At 33.2% G+C, this 20,846-nt stretch carries 19 protein-coding genes; 15 read left to right on the top strand and 4 right to left on the bottom strand.

Features of this window, described 5'->3' with window-relative positions:
* Window positions 1-49 precede the first annotated feature (49 nt).
* Together EKM03_RS08500 and EKM03_RS08505 are read left to right on the top strand one after the other, a co-directional pair.
* Entirely contained in the window at window positions 50-2,215 is a 2,166-nt protein-coding gene (locus EKM03_RS08500; protein WP_126459416.1) for a DNA mismatch repair protein MutS, read from the top strand.
* 87 nt (window positions 2,216-2,302) lie between these two features.
* Entirely contained in the window at window positions 2,303-2,719 is a 417-nt protein-coding gene (locus tag EKM03_RS08505) for a thiol-disulfide oxidoreductase DCC family protein (protein ID WP_126459413.1), read from the top strand.
* A 267-nt stretch (window positions 2,720-2,986) separates the two neighbouring features.
* Here the strand turns inward: EKM03_RS08505 and ettA are convergent, their stop codons facing one another.
* The 3 genes from ettA to holA form a co-directional block, all read right to left on the bottom strand.
* Window positions 2,987-4,681, bottom strand: coding sequence for an energy-dependent translational throttle protein EttA (gene ettA / locus EKM03_RS08510; protein ID WP_126459410.1), 1,695 nt, complete (start codon window positions 4,679-4,681; stop codon window positions 2,987-2,989).
* 71 nt (window positions 4,682-4,752) lie between these two features.
* Window positions 4,753-4,935 (bottom strand): CAL67264 family membrane protein, encoded by a 183-nt coding sequence (locus EKM03_RS08515; RefSeq protein WP_126459407.1) that lies wholly within the window; start codon window positions 4,933-4,935, stop codon window positions 4,753-4,755.
* Between the two features lie 65 nt (window positions 4,936-5,000).
* The gene (gene holA / locus EKM03_RS08520) at window positions 5,001-6,005 is read right to left on the bottom strand and encodes a DNA polymerase III subunit delta (protein ID WP_126459404.1); all 1,005 of its coding nucleotides are present in this window, start codon (window positions 6,003-6,005) and stop codon (window positions 5,001-5,003) included.
* 93 nt (window positions 6,006-6,098) lie between these two features.
* Between holA and EKM03_RS08525 the strand changes: the two genes are divergently transcribed.
* From EKM03_RS08525 to EKM03_RS08535, 3 genes are all read left to right on the top strand, one after another.
* Window positions 6,099-6,545: a type I restriction enzyme HsdR N-terminal domain-containing protein gene (locus EKM03_RS08525; RefSeq protein ID WP_126459401.1), complete on the top strand. Its 447-nt coding sequence runs from the start codon at window positions 6,099-6,101 to the stop codon at window positions 6,543-6,545.
* Window positions 6,546-6,610: 65 nt separating this feature from the next.
* The gene (locus EKM03_RS08530) at window positions 6,611-7,612 is read left to right on the top strand and encodes a glycosyltransferase family 2 protein (protein ID WP_126740177.1); all 1,002 of its coding nucleotides are present in this window, start codon (window positions 6,611-6,613) and stop codon (window positions 7,610-7,612) included.
* Between the two features lie 52 nt (window positions 7,613-7,664).
* Window positions 7,665-8,498: an OmpA family protein gene (locus tag EKM03_RS08535; RefSeq protein WP_126459398.1), complete on the top strand. Its 834-nt coding sequence runs from the start codon at window positions 7,665-7,667 to the stop codon at window positions 8,496-8,498.
* A gap of 574 nt (window positions 8,499-9,072) precedes the next feature.
* On the opposite strand, the gene ccsA is transcribed toward EKM03_RS08535, so the two are convergent.
* Window positions 9,073-12,318 (bottom strand): cytochrome c biogenesis protein CcsA, encoded by a 3,246-nt coding sequence (gene ccsA / locus EKM03_RS08540; protein ID WP_126740178.1) that lies wholly within the window; start codon window positions 12,316-12,318, stop codon window positions 9,073-9,075.
* Window positions 12,319-12,517: 199 nt separating this feature from the next.
* Between ccsA and EKM03_RS08545 the strand changes: the two genes are divergently transcribed.
* From EKM03_RS08545 to EKM03_RS08590, 10 genes are all read left to right on the top strand, one after another.
* Entirely contained in the window at window positions 12,518-13,291 is a 774-nt protein-coding gene (locus tag EKM03_RS08545; protein ID WP_126459392.1) for a Rossmann-like and DUF2520 domain-containing protein, read from the top strand.
* Window positions 13,275-13,802, top strand: a complete 528-nt coding sequence (locus EKM03_RS08550) for an HAD family hydrolase (RefSeq protein ID WP_126459389.1) — start codon at window positions 13,275-13,277, stop codon at window positions 13,800-13,802. The genes EKM03_RS08545 and EKM03_RS08550 overlap by 17 nt, the downstream gene beginning before the upstream one ends.
* Window positions 13,803-13,897: 95 nt before the next feature.
* Entirely contained in the window at window positions 13,898-14,767 is an 870-nt protein-coding gene (locus tag EKM03_RS08555) for a geranylgeranylglycerol-phosphate geranylgeranyltransferase (RefSeq protein WP_233584079.1), read from the top strand.
* On the top strand, window positions 14,760-15,344 hold the full coding sequence (locus EKM03_RS08560) for a Maf-like protein (protein ID WP_126553376.1): 585 nt from the start codon (window positions 14,760-14,762) through the stop codon (window positions 15,342-15,344). Before EKM03_RS08555 ends, EKM03_RS08560 begins: the two co-directional genes overlap by 8 nt.
* A gap of 7 nt (window positions 15,345-15,351) precedes the next feature.
* The gene (locus tag EKM03_RS08565; protein ID WP_126459381.1) at window positions 15,352-15,888 is read left to right on the top strand and encodes a mechanosensitive ion channel domain-containing protein; all 537 of its coding nucleotides are present in this window, start codon (window positions 15,352-15,354) and stop codon (window positions 15,886-15,888) included.
* A gap of 182 nt (window positions 15,889-16,070) precedes the next feature.
* Window positions 16,071-17,300, top strand: a complete 1,230-nt coding sequence (locus EKM03_RS08570) for an AI-2E family transporter (RefSeq protein ID WP_126740180.1) — start codon at window positions 16,071-16,073, stop codon at window positions 17,298-17,300.
* Window positions 17,301-17,363: 63 nt separating this feature from the next.
* On the top strand, window positions 17,364-19,184 hold the full coding sequence (locus EKM03_RS08575) for a hypothetical protein (protein WP_126563709.1): 1,821 nt from the start codon (window positions 17,364-17,366) through the stop codon (window positions 19,182-19,184).
* A gap of 247 nt (window positions 19,185-19,431) precedes the next feature.
* Window positions 19,432-19,749 carry a hypothetical protein gene (locus tag EKM03_RS08580; RefSeq protein WP_126459372.1) on the top strand — a complete coding sequence of 106 codons (318 nt, stop codon included), beginning with the start codon at window positions 19,432-19,434 and terminating at the stop codon, window positions 19,747-19,749.
* A gap of 176 nt (window positions 19,750-19,925) precedes the next feature.
* Window positions 19,926-20,417, top strand: coding sequence for a hypothetical protein (locus tag EKM03_RS08585; RefSeq protein WP_126514856.1), 492 nt, complete (start codon window positions 19,926-19,928; stop codon window positions 20,415-20,417).
* Between the two features lie 177 nt (window positions 20,418-20,594).
* Window positions 20,595-20,804: a hypothetical protein gene (locus EKM03_RS08590; protein WP_126740181.1), complete on the top strand. Its 210-nt coding sequence runs from the start codon at window positions 20,595-20,597 to the stop codon at window positions 20,802-20,804.
* Window positions 20,805-20,846: the final 42 nt, after the last annotated feature.

Here is a 20,846-nt window from a genome sequence, read left to right on the forward strand (position 1 = left end):
TTCACTTTGAATCTTTGTAACTTTGAACCTTTACAACTTAGATTATAAAATGATATCCATCACCGAAAAAACATTACAAGATTTACAATTTCCAACTGTTCTCGAAACCATTTCGACCATTTGTAATACTGACATTGGAAAACAAAAAGCATTAGAAATCACTCCATTTAAAGACAAGGAAACGTTGGTACAGGCATTAATGCAAACATCGGAATATGTTTCGTCTTTCCAAAATAACAATGCCATTCCAAATCATGGTTTTGATGCCATCACGTATGAGATAAAATTTCTGGCCATTGAAGACAGTTTCTTGGAAGTGGGCAGTTTTAGAAAAATCGCTACCATTTCATCAACGGTAAATTTCCTATTGAGTTTTTTGAGAAAATTCGAAGATTATTATCCAAATTTAAACGCAAGAGCAAACCAAGTTGAACTGACTAAAGAAATTATCACGATGGTCGATGAAGTAGTTGACAAATATGGTGAAATAAAAGACAATGCATCCCCGGATTTATTGAATATCCGTAGGAACATGAATGCGGTTCGCGGGAAAGTGAATCAAAGTTTTGGCACAGCACTGACACAATACAACTCATTAGGATATTTAGACGATATAAAAGAAAGTTTTGTACAAAACAGACGTGTTTTGGCCGTTTTAGCCATGTACCGTCGCAAAGTAAAAGGATCCATTCTGGGCAGTTCCAAGACTGGAAGTATTGCTTATATTGAACCGGAAGCTACCTTACAATATTCTCGTGAATTGAGTAATTTAGAATATGAAGAAAAAGAAGAAATCACCCGAATTTTAAAACAGTTATCTAATTATATTCGTCCTTTTTTACAGTTATTGATTGAATATCAGGATTTCTTGAGTGATATTGATGTAATTGCCGCAAAGGCAAATTATGCTAATAAAATCAACGGAATTTTGCCAACAATTACTGAGGAACGTCGTGTTTATTTTAGAGATGCGTACCATCCTATTTTATATTTGAATAATAAACAGAAAAACGAAATTACACACCCGCAAACTATTGAACTCAGTCAGGAAAGTAGAATTATTGTAATTTCCGGACCCAACGCAGGAGGAAAAACTATCTCCTTGAAAACCGTTGGATTATTGCAACTGATGCTACAATCCGGTATGTTAATTCCCGTTCATGAACGCAGTGAAACATTTTTATTTGATAGAATTTTAACAGATATCGGAGACAATCAATCTATTGAAAATCAATTAAGTACATACAGTTACCGATTAAAGAACATGAACTATTTCCTGAAGAAGTGTAATAGAAAAACTATGTTTCTTATTGATGAATTTGGTACGGGTTCAGATCCTGAATTGGGAGGTGCTTTAGCCGAAATTTTCTTAGAAGAGTTCTACCATCGGGAAGCTTTTGGGATTATTACCACTCATTATTCAAATCTAAAAATTCTGGCTAACGAATTGCCTTTTGCTACCAATGCCAACATGCTTTTTGATGAAAAATCATTAGAGCCTATGTATAAATTGGCATTAGGTCAAGCCGGAAGTTCATTTACCTTTGAAGTCGCTCTGAAAAACGGAATTCCTTTCAGCTTAATCAATCGGGCCAAAAAGAAAATTGAAGTTGGAAAAGTACGCTTTGATAAAACGATTGCCACACTTCAAAAAGAGCGTTCAAAGATGGAAAAAACATCGCAAACCCTCAAAGAAGAAGAAACAAAAGCGCGTGAAGAAGGCAAGAAAATGGAGACTATCAATGTGAAAATCAAACAAAAACTAGAAAGCTATCAGGAATTATACGACAGCAATCAGAAAACGATTTACATTGGACAAAAAATTGAAGACATTTCAGAGAAATATTTCAATAATAAAAATAAGAAAGAATTGCTTGGTGAATTTCTTAAAATTATTGAAATAGAAAATTCAAAACGCAAAAAAGTAACTGTTAAAGAAACTAAAGCACTGATAGAAAAGAAAAAAGAAGTCATTCAAGAAGTTACGGTTCAAGTGGAGGAAATAAGAAAAGAAAAGAAAGAAAAGAAATTAAAAATCGTGGTTGAAAAACCAAAACCAACCTTAAAAGTAGGCGATCGCGTGCGAATGCTTGATGGAAAAGCAGTAGGAACCATCGATTCTATTGAAAAAAACAAAGTAACAGTGAACTACGGCGTATTTACTTCAAAAGTCAGTTTGGAAGCGCTGGAGTTTGTTGAAGCGGGGAAGAAGTAACCAGTATTCAGTTTGCAGTCTCATCACGTATTTCATCATTTTGATGAAGCAGAAATTTCAATCTAGTTGAATTATAAAATTTAAATTATGCTCAATATTCCTAAAGACAAAAAAATAATTCTCTTTGACGGCGTTTGTAATCTGTGTGATTCGGCGGTGCAAGTGATTATTAAGCATGATACTAAAGATATTTTCCGATTTGTCGCCTTACAATCTGATTTGGGTCAAAAAATCATCAAACATTTGGGAGTTAATACACAAAAAACAGATAGTATTATTCTGTATCAGCCTGGTTTTGCTTATTATTATAAATCAGAAGCTGCTTTAGCAATAGCTAAAAACTTAGGTGGGCTATTTTATTTAACCACTATATTTTCGATATTCCCCACATCGTTCAACAATTTCTTTTATGATTATATCGCTGTAAATCGATACAAATGGTTTGGAAAAAAGGAAAGTTGTATGATTCCCACAAAAGAGTTAGAGGCTAAGTTTTTAGACTAAAAGACCAATTATAATAATTATCATGCCTTTTATTTTATGAGAAGCCTGAATTTGAACCAACTTAAAATAAATGGATCAAGAAAGACACTACACTTTTTTCTTGGGATAACGGAACTTTTATAATGGTTGTCAAATTTTGTTTAGTCAACGTAGAAATTTTTTAGCAGTTTTCATTATGATGAATTCCGACAGAACAAAAATTACAGAACAAAAAAAGAGGATGTCTATTAGTCATCCTCTTGCTGTTATTAACAAATTTCAGAAAGACTAACTTCTAATTAACTTTCTGTATTTCAATCGTTTTGGTGTTAAATCACCACCCAAACGTTTCTTTTTATTTTCTTCATATTCAGAGAAGCCACCTTCAAAACAATACACTTCAGAGTTTCCTTCAAAAGCTAGAATGTGTGTACAAATCCTATCTAAGAACCATCTGTCGTGAGAAATAACAACCGCACAACCGGCAAAACTCTCCAAACCTTCTTCTAATGCACGAAGTGTATTGATGTCCAAATCATTCGTAGGCTCATCCAGCAAAAGTACGTTTCCTTCTTCTTTCAAAGTCATTGCTAGATGCAAACGGTTACGTTCTCCACCGGAAAGCATAGAAACTTTCTTATTTTGTTCTCCACCACCAAAATTAAATCGTGACAAATATGCTCTTGAATTTACTTGTTTTCCGCCCATCATTATCAATTCCTGACCGTCAGCAAAGTTTTCCCAAATCGATTTATTAGGATCTATATTGGAGTGCGCTTGATCTACGTAAGCAATTTTTACGGTATCCCCAATTAAAAATTCCCCTGCATCTGGCTTCTCTTCGCCCATTATCATTTTGAAGATAGTTGATTTACCAGCCCCATTGGGTCCGATAATCCCAACAATTCCTGCTTGTGGCAACGTAAAATTTAAATTATCATACAATAATTTATCTCCATAAGCTTTAGCAACATTTTTGGCTTCAATTACATTCGTCCCTAAACGTGGTCCATTTGGAATATAAATTTCCAGATTTTCATCTAATTGTTTTTGGTCTTCATTCAGTAATTTATCGTAGTTCTGCAAACGCGCTTTTTGTTTTGTTTGACGCCCTTTGGCACCTTGACGAACCCAATCCAACTCGCGTTCTAAGTTTTTTCTGCGTTTTGAAGCTACTTTTTCTTCTAATGCCATACGGCTTGATTTTTGGTCTAACCAAGAAGAATAGTTCCCTTTCCAAGGAATTCCTTCCCCTCTGTCCAATTCCAGAATCCAACCGGCCACATTATCCAAGAAGTATCTATCGTGCGTTACTGCAATTACAGTTCCGGCATATTGTGCTAAATGTTGTTCTAACCAAAGTACACTTTCGGCATCCAAGTGATTCGTAGGCTCATCCAAAAGCAATACATCAGGTTGTTGCAACAACAAGCGACATAAAGCGACACGACGACGCTCACCACCAGATAAATTCTTAATTGGCGTATCGCCTTCCGGAGTACGCAAAGCATCCATGGCAATTTCCAGTTTAGTATCGATTTCCCACGCTCCCAATGCATCAATTTTGTCTTGTAAAAGTGCTTGACGATCCATCAATTGCTCCATTTTATCGGCATTTTCATAGACTTCCGGCAAACCAAAACTATCATTGATTTTATTGAATTCTTCTAAAACTGCCATTGTTTCAGCAACTCCTTCTCTTACAATTTCAATAACCGTTTTAGTATCATCTAAAATAGGTTCTTGTTCTAAATACCCTACCGTATAACCCGGTGCAAACACTACATCTCCTTGGTAGTTTTTATCAACACCGGCAATAATTTTTAATAAAGAAGATTTTCCGGAACCATTTAAACCCAAAATACCAATCTTAGCTCCATAAAAGAAACTCAAATAGATGTTTTTAAGTACTGGTTTATCTGCTCCTTGATAGGTTTTACTCAATTTTGACATTGAGAATATCACTTTTTTATCGTCTGCCATCTCTATTTTTTTAATTTAAAATTATATTATCTATTTGCTCTTAAGTCTCATATCTACATTAAGAATAACTACTAAAGTCTGCCTTTAAGTGAACTAAACACCCAAGCATTAGCCAAAAAGCCAACACCTACAGCTGCAAATCCCCAGCCTGCTACGTCATCATATTTAAAAGCGCCTAATGCGATAAGCAATAAACCCATTACAATCATTATCAAAGTAGCCCAACCTAAAATAGTATTTTTATTCATTCCCATAATTGTGGTATTTATTTTTAATAACCCGAAGTTTCGGGAGTGCAAATATCGGAAATTTTTGTCCTTTAATTAAATATTTTATAAAGCATTTCTCGTAACAAATCAGAATGCGACATTGCATTGGCGCCAACACCCTTGCTTTTGACATCAATATCTCTTAAAGCACCAACAATCTGACTCACTTTTTTCATGGGATAGTTTTTCAAAGCCACATCATATTCTTTCAAAAAAAACGGATTCACGCTTAATACGGCAGCTACATTTTTAGGATTTCTGTCTTTCAAACCATGGTATTTTAGTAATTGGATAAAAAATCCAAAAACCAAACTGGTAGTCACCACCATTGGATTATCTTTTGGATTCTGGGCAAAGTTTTCAGCAATCGTATACGCCTTTAATTGGTTGCGTTCGCCAATTGCTTTTCGCAATTCAAATACATTAAAATCTTTGCTAAACCCTATATTTTCCTCAATATGTTTAGGAGTTATGGTACTTCCCGCTGGTAAAATAATTTGTAATTTTTCGAGTTCATTGTTTATTTTACTTAGATCCGTTCCTAGAAATTCCACTAGCATGGCACTGGCTTTAGGCTCTATAGCATACTTTTTACCTGCTAAAACACGTTTAATCCAGTCCCCAACTTGGTTTTCATACAGTTTTTTACTTTCATAAACCACTCCATTTTTAGTCAATAACTTGGTTAGTTTTTTACGTTTGTCTAGCGTTTTGTATTTGTAACAAAAAACTAAAACGGTTGTTGCCATTGGATTCTCAGCGTAGCTCTCCAGTTTGTCTATCGTGCGAATCAAATCCTGTGCTTCTTTGACAATTACCACCTGTCGTTCCGCCATCATTGGATAGCGTTTTGCGGTCGAGATAATATCTTCTATCGTAACATCCCTTCCGTATAAAACGGTCTGATTGAATCCTTTTTCTTCTTCTGTTAATATTTTATCCTCAATATAAGTCGCTAATTTATCAATATAATATGGCTCTTCTCCCATCAAAAAATAGAGGGGCCTGATGGTTCCGTTTTTTATATCATTTACAATTTTTAATACTTCATCCATTTTCTTTTTTGTTTGAAGTTTAAAGTTTAAAGTTTGTTGAATCGTATGAAACTTTACACCTTAAATTTTAAACAAAATAACTATTTTTGCTTCATGCAGCAATTAAATTTTTCTTCCTATACTTTTCGGTTCAAAAATAGCGAAAATAAAGTTTCTATTTTTGATGCAATCAGGAAAAAATTCATCATTCTTACTCCCGAAGAATGGGTTCGCCAGCATGTAGTTCAATTTTTATTGGAAGAAAAAAAATACCCAAAATCATTGATTAATGTTGAAAAAGTACTTAAAGTCAATGGCTTGCGCAAAAGATACGATGTTGTGGTTTTTAATCCGGATGGTTCTATTTTTATTTTAATCGAATGCAAAGCGCCTGAAGTAAAAATTACCCAAGCGACTTTCGACCAAATTGCAAGATATAATATGACACTAAAGTCTGAATTTTTAATGGTGACTAATGGATTGAATCATTACTTTTGCCAAATGGATTTTGAAAACGAGAGATATGCTTTTCTAGAGAATCTACCAAATTATAATAGTTAGAATATTAAACTTCTTAGATTGTAATGGTCTAAAATGTCGAAAAATCTGAAAATCTAAAAATCTGAATGAAAGTAGCTGTTGTCATCCTGAATTGGAATGGAATTTTATTATTAGAAAAATTTTTGCCGTCTGTGGTTAAATATTCACCGGAAGCTACCATTTATGTGGCTGACAATGCCTCTACAGATGATTCGATTTCTTATATAAAAGCTTTTTTTCCTTTGGTTAAAATTGTTAAAAACGAAAGCAATCTGGGTTTTGCCAGTGGCTACAATGAAGCCTTAAAACACATAGATGCTACACTATTTGCCTTGGTGAATTCTGACATTGAAGTGACTGAAAATTGGTTGCAACCGATACTTAAAACTTTTAGAAAAGAACCTGAAACTGCCATTATTCAGCCTAAAATATTAGATTTCAAACGCAAAGAATATTTTGAATACGCTGGTGCTGCCGGTGGATTCATTGATAAATTTGGATATCCGTATTGTCGAGGACGAATTTTTGACACCGTAGAAAAAGACTGTGGTCAGTATGATGACAACCGAGAAATATTTTGGGCTTCCGGAGCTTGTTTTTTTATCCGAAGTTCTGTTTATAAGGAATTAAATGGCTTTGACGGCGATTTTTTTGCACATCAAGAAGAGATTGATTTATGTTGGCGTGCTTTCAACAAAGGGTATAAAATAAAATACAATTATGAGTCCGTTGTTTACCATGTTGGCGGGGCTACTTTGCAACAAGGGAATTCCAAAAAAACTTTTTTGAACTTTAGAAATTCATTGTTAATGCTAACCAAAAATATCCCAAAAAATCAATTATTTTGGATACTTTTAATCCGAATGGTGTTAGACGGAATTGCAGGTTTACAATTTATTTTCAAAGGAAAGTTCAAACATTTTTTCGCAATACTAAAAGCCCACGGGTCCTTTTACAGCCTATTTTCATCACAATGCAAAAAAAGAGCAAAATTTCAAAAACAAAAATACCATACTACAAAAAGTATCGTTTACATTTATTTTATCAGGAATATCGTTGTTTTTAACGATTTATTTGGAATAAAATAAATATAAAAAAGTTAAATTTGTAATTAACATTAAAACTAAAACTAAACAATTTATGAAAAAAATAGTAATTGCCTTATCTGTTTTAGCTGTACTATCCTCATGTGTATCAAAAAAGAAATACACTGATTTAGAAGCTAGAAACAAAGAAACTCAGGATTTATTAAATACAGCAACTGTAAAATTAAATTCTTGCTTAGAAGAAAAAGCGGGTCTTATTGCTACCGTGAGTGGTTTGAAAGACCAAAATCAAGGTTTAATCAGTACTTCTAGAGACATGACTATTCTGTCTACTAAAGGAGCTGAAAATATTGAAAAAGCGTTAGAATCTATCAAAGAGAAAGATTTGAAAATTAGTAGAATGCAAGATGCTTTAACTAAAAAAGACAGTGTAACACTTGCGTTAGTTACTAGTTTAAAAAGTTCAGTAGGAATCTCTGATCCGGATATCGAAATAAATGTAGAAAAAGGAGTTGTATTTATCTCTATAGCTGACAAACTATTGTTTAAAAGCGGAAGTTATGAAGTGACTGATAGAGCCAAAATGGTTTTGGCTAAAGTTGCCAAAGTGGTCAATGATAAACCCGATTTTGAATGTATGGTTGAAGGACATACTGATAATGTTCCTTACAATGGTTCCGGTGTGATACTTGACAACTGGGATTTAAGTGTGAAACGTTCTACTTCTATTATTCGTGTTTTAACGAATCAATTGGGTGTTAAACCAGAGCAATTAATAGCGGCAGGAAGAAGTTCATATATTCCTTTAGTTGCAAATGATTCGGCTGAAAACAGATCTCGTAACAGAAGAACTCGTATTGTTGTTTTACCAAAAATTGATCAATTCTACGAAATGATTGAAAAAGAAATGAAAAAACAAAGACCGTAATTACATATTTAAATTGAAATTATAGAGGCTGTCTCAAAAAGACAGCCTCTTTTTTTATATAAAAAAATGACAAATGGACTTTTTTATTTAATTGATTTACCTATTTTTAGGTTGTATTAATATAATTGCATGGCGGTTCAAAAAAACCACTTTTAAGGCATCTCATCAAACTACTATCAAACCATAGAATACGAAGAACAAAATTTATTCCGGGAGAAATAAATTCCTATTCCATACCAACCTACCGATGCTGATTTTATGCATAAGAAGGAAAATCAGATGCTAAATGACTAACTCAAAGTGGCTTATACTGCATACATTTCTACTTCCAATCAAATACTTTATTCACGACACCATCCCTTCCAACACGACAGACACAACCATTATATCCATACATTTTGCCCTGTATGCAAGCCGTTTTGGTTGTTTATGCAAAAAAGCAACTCCATGAGCTGCTTTTTACTTTTTTTACAACTTCATCTTCTCGAGAGTGAAATCGATTTTAGGAACTAGTAGGTTTTCTCTTTTAGAAATACAATCAAAAGAGACTGGCTCATTTTTATATTGAAACAGTCTATTTGTTATTGGAAAATAATCCAACTTGTTTCTTATAATATTTCTTGTATTTTGGATAGGAAACAGCACCAAATAATGTTATTACTGCCAGTGAATACCAAATCCAGTTTAAGGAATGGGCTTCTCCACTCGCATAGGAATGCAATCCTACCAGATGAAAATTTACACCATAATAAGTAAACAATGTAGAAATAAAAGCAAACATACTCATTAAATTAAAAACCCATTTTCCACGTAAAGAAGGAACAAATCGGGCATGAATAACAAAAGCATAGACCATAATTGTAATTAATGCCCAAGTTTCTTTTGGGTCCCAACCCCAATACCTACCCCAACTTTCATTAGCCCATTGTCCTCCTAAAAAGTTACCAATAGTTAGCATGATAAGTCCAATTGTTAAAGCCATTTCATTAATATAAGTAATCTCTTGAATGTTTAAATCCATTTTTACTTTATTCTTTTCATTAGTAAACATGATTAACAATAATGCTACCGCTCCTAAAATCATTCCTAAAGCTAATGGTCCATAACTTCCAACGATAACAGCAACGTGAATCATTAACCAATAGGAATTCAGTACCGGTTGCAAATTTGCAATTTCTGGATCAATCCAATTTAAGTTAGCTGCAAATAAAATCATTGCAGTAACAAAAGCTGACGAAGCAACCGTGAGCTTTGATTTTCTATCGAAAGCAAGACCAAAAAACATGGTCGCCCAAGCTACATAAATGATCGATTCATACGCATTACTCCAAGGCGCATGTCCTGAAATATACCAGCGTGCAATTAAGCCCGCAGTATGCAATACAAATAATAATCCTATAATAATATGCATTGTATTTACTACTATGGCTAATACTTTGCGCTCTTTTAAGATTTGCATAATCGTAAAAAACAACATTAAAATCGCCGATAAAATATACCAATAAAAAAGTTTATTGAAAACATCATATTTATTATACAATACTTCCGACGTAATCTTTTCATCGCTTGGCATCACTTTGCTGCCAAAACGTTTTTGGAAACCATTAATACTCCCGAGTAATTCATCGGATGTAGCATAATTACTGGATGCTGCAGCGCTTGCCAAAGATCCAAAATATAAAGGCAATACGTTTTTAGTGTATGTCGCTTCCATTCCTTTGAAACCGGCTTCATTGAGCTCTAAATAAGAAACCCATTTATTGTTTTTATTCTCCGGTATTGGGAAGATTTTTAAAATTCGTCCGCTCAATGCTGATTCCATAAGATTTACTTTCTTATCGGTCTCTATAAAATCTTTTTCGAACTGGTTAGGATTTGCAGCTTTAAAAGCTTCTTCTAAATATTTTGAAAGCTTGTAATTTCCTTTTGCATCAAAGAAAGATACGAAAGGAGCAAATTTAGCTTTCTTATCAATTCCTATAATTTTACGAATACTGTCATTCCCACTTTTAATATAAATAATAGGAATTTCAATCCAGTAACTCGCATATTGTGTCATAGACAAAAATACCTGATCTGAATTCATTCCTTTATAAGTATCATCATGACTTACTTTTCGCAACAATTCTGAAGAAAAAGTATTGATAGGTTTCATTCGTCCACCAGCATCTTGAATGACTAATCGTCCAAATTTTGAGGCATGCGCTTCTGGCACTTTAAATTTTGTAATTAGTGCCTGTAATTCATCCTGACTGAACACCTTCTTAGTATGATTTGCATGGGTCTCTGGCGCGGTCTGGGTCTTTGATGCGGTTTGGGTTTGTTCGTGGTCATGTCCCTCGTGATCTGCATGGTCGTGTTCTTGTGCAAAACTGCTGAAACTAAATAGCAGAATTAAAATAGTCAGTAATTTGGCTTTCTTAATTTTCACCTCTTCTAATTTTCTCTTAATATCTGCAAAACGAGAATACTTAGTGAACATAATGGCCATCATGGCAAAATACAGCATGAAATATCCACCATAAGTGATTGCTGTTCCCCAGAAATCGTGATTTACAGACAATATAGTTCCTTTTTCATCGGGATCAAAACCGGATTGAAAAAAGCGATATCCTTTATAATCCAAAACATTGTTCATATATATTCTTGCATCAAAGGGTTCTTTATCCTCAACAGTAACCTGACTTTCAAATGAAGAATAACTTTTCTCTGTTCCTGGATATTTTTGTGCAATAAAGTCATTCAATTTAATTTTAAAAGGCAAAACATACGCCTTACTTCCATAAAAAATCGAGTACTCTATATTCCCAATTTTCACTGAATTTACATCTCCTAATTTACCTTTGGAGCCTAAAACGGTTACTGTTTTTTCTTGTCCGTCAGCCGTTATTTTTACTGTTAGTGCATCTTCATGATTTTTAGCTTTAAAATCATTATTCGATTCATAATCGATAATTCCTTTTACAGCAGGATCCGGGAGCACAAATCGCATTTCACCTATTGTGTATAACGAACGCATCATCAATGGTTGCGCGTTATCCTTTGTAACTTTTCCTTGTAGTTTATCTGCCATACGCATAAAATCACCTTCAAAAGGAGTTTGAATTGTATACGCGTTTCCAGTAGTATTGATATTTATGGCACCATCCGTAAATTTATTTAGCGAAAATAAAACATTATGAATATTTTGTACTTCGCCCTCTTTCAAGAAATGTTCATGACGACCACCATCTCCAGCTTCAACTAATTTTAAATACAAAATTCCTTTTGGATCAGGTTTTACATATTCTTTTGCTCCCATTATAAAATTTTCATATTCCACCTCAAATGGGGTATCAGCAAACGTTCCAGAAACACTAAAATTATTATTAGTGGCTGGAGAAAGCAGTACTTTTTTTTCAAAAACCCGGCGTTTCATTTCTCCTTTAAATTCGCCGTCTACAAAAAGTGTCAGGTAGGTTTTATCAGAAAATATCTGATTTTCAGCAGCCCCTTCACGAATTGGCATCATTCCTTCATAACTGATGTATCGCGTTACAAAAGCACCAAGAATGATAAGAATAAAAGACAAATGCAACAATAAAGTAGCCCATTTTTCTTTCTTCAAGAGTTGATATCGCTTGATATTCCCGATGAAATTAATCACAAAAAAGACATGAATAGCCTCAAACCACCACGCATTATAAATTAAAATTTTTGCCGTATCCGTATTGTACTTACTTTCGATAAAAGTTCCTGTGGCCATGGCAACGGCATATGAAATAAACAGAAAGGCCATTAATCGTGTAGAAAACAAAAAAGAAAATATTTTTTTATCCATTTTTATGGGATTAAGTTTTATAAAAGTGGTACAAAAGTACTTAAAAATGTTGACTTCTATATTCCTACATTTGTTAATTTAAACTAAAATTAAGTCTTTTTCAAGAAGGCTAAAGAACTTTTTTTTAGGCTGGTTTTTATTTGTAACCTTCCTGAAAATTGAATAATACACTTCATATTTTTTTTGCTAATTTTACCCCATGATCAAAGTAGTTATTATTGGCTCCGGAAATGTGGCACAGCATTTAATTGCGGCATTTCAAAATCCTCATAGACCAGGGACAGAAATAGAATTGGTTCAGGTATATTCGAGACAAATAAAAAGTGTTTCCCACCTAATAGACTTGGAAAAAGTCACTAATAATTTCAATACTTTAGTTGAAGCCGACATGTATATCATTTCAGTTTCTGATGATGCTATTGCTGAAGTTTCCTCTAATCTAGCTTTCAAGAATCGCTTAGTGGTGCATACTTCCGGGAGTGTTTCTTTGCATGCATTAGACGAAAATAATCGAAGAGGCGTTTTTTATCCTTTGCAAACGTTTACCAAAAACAAAGCGGTCGATTTCAATATCATTCCTATTTGTTTAGAAAGCGAAAATGGGATTGATTATGAATTATTGGATAAAGTGGCCAAATCAATTTCAGGAACCGTTTATGCAATCAACTCTGAGCAACGAAAAGCCTTGCATGTGGTGGCCGTATTTGTGAACAATTTTACCAATCATTTGTACCAAATAGGTCAGGAAATCTGCCAGGAACATCAGGTTCCATTTGAAATCTTAAGACCTTTAATTGCAGAAACAGTTCGAAAAATAATGGTACTTTCGCCGCAAGAGGCACAAACGGGTCCTGCAAAACGCAATGACACTTCAACGATTGAAGCCCACGAAGCTTTTTTATCAAATGAAAATCATCTGACTATTTATAAAATACTAACACAATCAATACAAGAGAATGGCAAAAAGTTATAAAGAAATAATGAACGAGATCACTACTTTTATTTTTGATGTCGATGGAGTACTAACTGACAGCTCTGTTTTTGTAACTAATGAAGGAGAAATATTGCGCACCATGAATATTAGAGATGGATACGCTATGAAAGCAGCTATAGAAAGCGGGTTTAATGTATGTGTTATTTCCGGCGGAAGCAATGAAGGGGTTCGAGTCAGACTACGAAATCTGGGGGTTACAGACATCTATTTAGGTACGCCGGACAAAGTAGAAACTTTTAAAGAATATGTGGAACTTTACAACATTAAACCTGAAAACGTGTTATACATGGGCGATGATATTCCTGATTATCATGTGATGCAGTTAGTCACATTACCCACTTGTCCCCAAGATGCTAGCCCGGAAATCAAAGCTATTTCCCGTTATATTTCGCATAAAAACGGAGGAAAAGGAGCGGCCAGAGATGTCATCGAGCAAGTCATGAAAGCACAAGGGAAATGGATGGCACATTTTGACGGGAAGCATGATTAGTATTATTTTAAATGTTAAATTATAAATTTCAAATAACATCTGTGGTTCCTTTTTTAAAACTAATTCGATACCAGAACTTGCTAATACTTGCTTTTATGCAATTTGTTTTCAGGTATGGTTTTTTACACGTTCAGAATATTTCTTTGGCGTTATCGGATTGGCAGTATGGATTATTAATTTTATCAACTGCTTTGATCGCTGCAGGCGGCTATGTGATCAATGATATCTTTGACCAAAAAACAGATACCGTCAATAAACCAAATGCTGTGATTGTGGGCAAAACCATTTCAGAAATTCAAGCCTATAATCTGTATATTTGGCTTACGTCAAGTGGGGTAATGATTGGTTTTTATTTGTCGAATGTCATACGAAAACCAGGTTTTGCCTCTATTTTTATTTTGGTTGCCGCAACACTTTATTTGTATGCAACCAGTCTGAAACAAATGATGCTTATTGGTAATATCATTGTGGCTTTACTACTTTCTTTTAGTGTGATTATCATTGGAGTTTTCGATTTATTTCCTGCAACAACAATAAATAATCAGCAACAAATGGGCTTGTTTTATTCTATCTTGATAGATTATGCTATTTTTGCTTTTGTTATTAATCTGCTTCGGGAAATTGTCAAAGATATAGAAGATACAGATGGCGATTATAATCAAGGAATGAGTACCTTACCTATTGTAATTGGAAAATCCAGAACGGCAAAAATAGTTTCCGGCTTAAGTTTGATTCCGCTATTTTTTATCGTATATTATATTCATCAGTACTTGTTAGATTTGTTGTTTGCAACATTATATATGTTGTTATTTGTTGTAGGTCCGTTGTTTTATTTCACTTTAAAAATTTGGTCTGCAAAATCAAAAAGAGAGTGTCACATCTTGAGTCTATTGTTAAAATGGATCCTTCTTTTAGGAATTTTATCCGTTATTGTTATTCGTTTAAATATAAAATATAATGCTTAAAAATAAATTAAAAAAATACACCCTTATTCTGGCTTCAGGATCGCCAAGACGGCAGCAGTTTTTCAAAGATTTGGACTTAGATTTTGAAATTCGATTGAAAGAAATCGAAGAAATTTATCCTCCTGAGTTAAAAGCGTACGAAATCACGAACTATTTGGCTGAATTAAAAGCCAGTGCTTTTGACGGTGAATTACAGTCCAATGAAATCCTAATCACCAGTGACACCATTGTTTGGTACAACAACAAAGCGCTAGGCAAACCAAAAGACGAACAGGATGCTTTTGAAATCTTGAAATCATTATCGAATGCTACTCACCAAGTAATTACTTCTGTTTGCTTTAAGACAAATGAAAAAGTAGTCCTGCTTCATGAAATAACAAAAGTCACTTTTAACACGTTGAGTGAGGAATCCATTCGCTACTATATAGAAAATTACAAGCCCTATGACAAAGCGGGTGCTTATGGTATTCAGGAATGGATTGGTTTTATTGGCGTTTCAAAAATTGAAGGTTCCTATGCTAATGTGATGGGAATGCCTACGGATAAAGTATATGACTACTTAACTAAATTAGACTGATTGCATTATGGATACATTTATATTTCACGAGTATTCCAGAGAACTGGTGGCCACAGGAATCCTGGGATTGCTGTTGATTTTTTTGAGAATTATTGCTGCAAAATTAGTACGCAGCTATGCTAAATCAAACCAAAAACTGGAGCATCGAACTAATTTAGTCATCAAATACATTCATTTATTTATAAATATTCTTGCAATTATAGCTGTCATACTAATTTGGGGCGTTCAGACAAAGGATATTATTATTGCACTTTCCTCTATTACCACCGTTGTAGGTGTCGCTATGTTTGCTCAATGGTCTATTTTGAGCAACATCACCTCTGGAGTTATTTTGTTTTTTTCTTTTCCGTTTAAAATTGGAGATACAATAAAAATTCATGACAAAGATTTTCCTATTGAAGCTCAAATTGAAGATATAGGGGCTTTTCATGTGTATTTGAAAACTATAGATGGAGAAAAAATCATCTATCCGAACAGCTTGCTTTTGCAAAAAGGAATTTCGATACTAAACAATTATGCCGATCAAAAAGAATTTACGGATTAGTTTACTTTTGCTGAACGAATGGTCAAACATCATCTTGCAAAATATCCTATTGAAGTGGAAATTATATAACTATTGCTGAAAAATATATAATGTTTTACTTTTTTAAATGCTGGATATTTGTCAATTAGAAATAAATAATTTACTATTGAATTGTTTTTGTCTTTAAAAAAAAATAAAAAGATATGAATGACCTTTTAAAATTTCCATTTTACGCAAAACTTACGCTCGTTTTATTGAGCTTAATTGCTATTATTTTTATATTTTATATTGGTCAGGATATATTAGTTCCCATAATGATGTCCTTTTTATTTGCGATATTGTTGTATCCCATCGTTCAGTTTTTAAAATCTAAACTCTACTTTCCCCATGTGTTAGCCGTTATGCTGGCGGTACTGCTTTTTGTATTGCTTTTTTTAGGCCTTTTTGTATTTCTATCCTTTCAAATCAGTGATTTTGCAGATGATTTTGATAAAATTGAAAGAAACATAACTATTCATATTAGTAATATTCAACGGTTTCTCAGTGAACATTTCAATTTAAGTTCTTGGGAACAAAAACAATATCTGGATACAGCTACTGAAGATTCTATGGAAAAAGGGAAAGAAATCATTGGTACCACGCTATTGTCATTTACGGATACGCTACTAAATTTGACCTTAATCCCTATTTATACTTTTTTGATTCTTTTATACAGGACTCATTTTTTATTGTTTTTGTCTAAACTATTCAAAAAAGAGAATCATGAACAATTAAAAAATATTTTAACAAATATTAGAGTTGCTATAAACAGTTATATTGTAGGTTTAATTATCGAGACCATTTTAGTATCGGTAATGACTACTGTAGGATTTATTATTATTGGCGTGAAATATGCTGTTTTGCTGGGTGTTGTAACTGGAATTCTAAATCTAATTCCCTATATAGGAATCCTTTTTGCCGGAATTTTAAGCATTATTGCCTCATTGACTGGTACTCCGGATTTATCCATAATTATTGGTATAATTGTGGTTACCATCTTTGTTCAATTAATAGATAATAATATCCTTGTCCCAATAATAGTAAGTTCAAAAGTAGAAATAAATGCTTTTATATCCATTATAGGAATCATTATTGGAGGAGCCATTGCGGGAATCGCCGGAATGTTTTTAGCATTACCCATAATTGCGGTTCTTAAGGTAATTTTTGACCGAATTGAGTCATTAGAACCTTGGGGGTATTTAATGGGAGATCATTTGCCCAAAACCTATACTTGGCATAGTATCAAATTACCGCTATTCGATTCAGATGCATCCTCTAAAAAAACCATAATTAAAACGGATCTTATAGTTCCTGTTTTTACTGAGACAACAACGGAAAACAATACAGAGAATAAAGCAGAAACTGACCTTAATAAAACAAGTGAGTCTATTTAAACCAATTGTTTATCAATGTTTTGCTGGTTTTTTCTTTCTCAATTTTTAAATTAATTTTGTATAATGACTAAAAAGCAAAAGCTGATTTTATTCTTTTTGATCGTCTGTTGCCACCTGATTTCTTTTTCACAAGTAAACCAGAAGGAAAAAGATTCCGCTGGCGTTTACAAAAAAATTCAATCCTATTCTAAAAAAAATAAGTTTACAACACTTGTTCATAAATTAGTTTTCAGGCCCGTAACTATAAAAAAAACAAAGAAAAAAGTAATTCCCAAAAAATACGAAACTTTTGAAGGAAAAACGATCAGAAATATTACTATTATCACTTTAGACCCTTTTGGGTATTCTGATATTGATACCGCCAGAGCCCCTAAAAACTGGGCCGAACGAACTGGAAACCGAATTCATATCAAAACAAAAAAACTCGCTATTAAGAATGTACTGTTAATAACAAAAAACACACCTTTCGATTCTTTATTAGTAAAAGAATCAGAACGATTGATTAGAGCTCAAAGATACATCAGTCGCGTTGACGTAACCCCACAATTAATTCAGAACAGCCCGGATTCAGTAGATGTCACCTTTCGGGTTTTAGATACATGGAGTATTATTCCCAAGGGATCCATTTCCAGTTCAAGAACTAATTTTGAACTCAATGATCGTAATTTTCTAGGCACTGGCCATGAATTCAAAAATGAATTCAAAAACAGATTCAGCGACGGAAAAAGCGCGTATGGATTGTCCTATAGCGTTCCTAACATCCAGAATACCTTCATTCAGACAACTCTGAATTACCGGATAGATTTAGACAATTACTACAGCAAAAGCCTCAATGTAGACCGTCCCTTTTACTCTGCTTTTACAAAATGGGCAGGGGGAATATACATAGACCAGCAATTTAGAAAAGACACCCTTGCTGATGTCAATTCCGTATTTACCTATCAAAATTTCAAATACAATTCGCAGGATTTATGGCTTGGACGTGCCTTTTCTATTTTTAAAGGAAGAACAGAAAACCAGCGCACCACAAATCTGATTCTGGCAGGACGTTTTTTAAATATAAAATATCTGGAAAGCCCAACTATCCTCTATGATGCCACTGATTTCTACTCTAGTGAAAAACTTGCTCTTTTCGGGATTGGTATTAGTTCACGTAAATTCGTGCAAGACAACTATATTTTCAAAAATGGAATTATAGAAGATGTCCCCATTGGCAAAATTTACAGCATCACTTCTGGCTATCAATATAAAAACAATTTGAGGCGTTTGTATCTTGCTGCCCGAGCGGCTTTTGGAAATTATTATAAATGGGGCTTTTTAAGTGCTAATGTAGAGATAGGTACCTTTTTTGAAAAATCAATTACGCAGCAAACCGCTTTTTCTTTTCAGGCAAATTATTTCACAAACTTGATGAGTCTGGGAAAATGGAAATGGAGACAGTTCATCAAGCCCCAGGTAATTATTGGTACAAACCGTGTCAATATTATTGGCGATCAGCTAAATATCAATGAAAATTATGGACTTCGGGGCTTTAATAGTGCTCAATATGGAACCCAAAAAGCACTCTTAACCATACAAACCCAAGCCTATGCGCCATGGGATCTTTGGGGATTTAGAATCAATCCCTATTGTAATTATTCCATTGCCGTACTAGGAAATCCTAATAAGGGATTGACTCAAAGTAAAGCCTATTCAAAAATTGGAATTGGATGTATTATCAACAATGATTTTCTGGTATTTAGTGCTTTTCAAATTTCGCTGTCCTACTATCCGTCCATTCCTGGAAATGGCGAAAATATTTTCAAAACAAATGCAATTGAAACAACTGATTTTGGTTTTCAAGATTTCGAACTGACAAAACCCCGTACCGTGCTTTACAAATAATACGCTTTATAAATATAAATTATTCCAAAAAAATATTCGCATAATACTAATATCCTTCGAAAACAGTTCAATTTGTATGGGATTATATTGAACACACTATCTACAGGACACTTTTTTTAGAAAATTACGATACAGTACACAATGAAGGGTGTGAATTATATAATTTAATACCTTAATTTTATAAGAAAAAATTATGTTTTATTGTTTACTTTTATTGTGTTAAAATTTTAACTAAAAACCAAACAAAATGAAAAAATTCACCTTTTATTTGATGATGATGGTATTATCAATTAGTGTTCTTCCAACACAAATGTTAGCCGCTGAAAAAAATCCAACTGTAATTTTAAATACTCCTAAAGAAGTGCCTGCAGAAGTAAAAGTTTTGCTTAATAGACTTGATGAAATAAAAGCGATGGATAAATCGTCTTTGACTTCAGTTGAAAAAAAAGAATTACGTAAAGAAGTACGTGCTATCAAAGCAGAATTAAAATCTACAGGAAATGGTATATACTTATCTGTAGGTGCAATTATAATCGTTATCCTTTTATTGATACTTTTATTGTAAATAAATTTATACCTGTAGAAAAAGGAAACGAATAATCGTTTCCTTTTTTTATGAAGTAAAATAACAAAGTAAATGTTAATTATTTGATATTGGCATAATTGTTGGTTTTACTTCAAAACGAGATAAAATAGTAACTAAAATTACTATCTAATAATTACTAATTAAAATTTCGAAAAATGAAAACATTAAAATTAATCATTGCAGGAATTATACTATTTGCATCCGCAAATACGATGCAAGCACAGGTTTCAGTAAATGTAAATATAGGTAGTCCACCAGCATGGGGGCCAGTTGGTTATTCAGCTGTAGATTATTATTATTTACCGGATGTTCAAGCTTATTATGATATACGAGCCACACAATTCATTTATTTTGGTGGAGGAAATTGGATTCGTTCAAGAAATCTACCTAATCAATACAGAAATTATAATCTATACAATGGTTATAAAGTAGTATTGAACGATTACCATGGTTCAAGACCATACAGTAACTTTAAAACACACAAAGTAAAATACTACAAAGGATACAAAGGTAAACCACAAAAATCAATAGGTTCTAACCGCAGTAATAACAATAAAGTGTACAAAAGTAATGGGAATAACGTACATGGAAATAAAGGAAATGGCAATAAAGGTGGAAAAGGAAATAATGGAAATGGAAAACATTAATACTGATTTCATAATAATTTATAAAAAGAGTCTCAGCAATGAGGCTCTTTTTTTTAGCACATTAATCCTTAATTAAATGTTGATTTTTTTGTTTTGGCACAGTTGTTGGAATTTCACAAAAAGTATAGCAATAACAAGTTATTATAAAAAATTATTACAAATTAAATATTTGAAAAAATGAGAACATTAAAATTAATCATCGTAGGAATTATACTCTTTGCATCAAGCACAATACATGCACAAGTCTCAGTAAATTTAAACATAGGTACTGCTCCATCATGGGGACCTATAGGATACGCAGAAGCTGAATATTATTATTTACCGGATGTTGAAGCTTATTATGATGTAAGAGCTGGACTTGCTAACTTTACCTGCATAAAAAGTTAAGAATAAAACCTTAATTTTAACATATGAAACAAGTGCGTAAAA

This window comes from Flavobacterium sp. GSP6 (assembly GCF_003984855.1).
Classification (GTDB): Bacteria; Bacteroidota; Bacteroidia; order Flavobacteriales; family Flavobacteriaceae; genus Flavobacterium.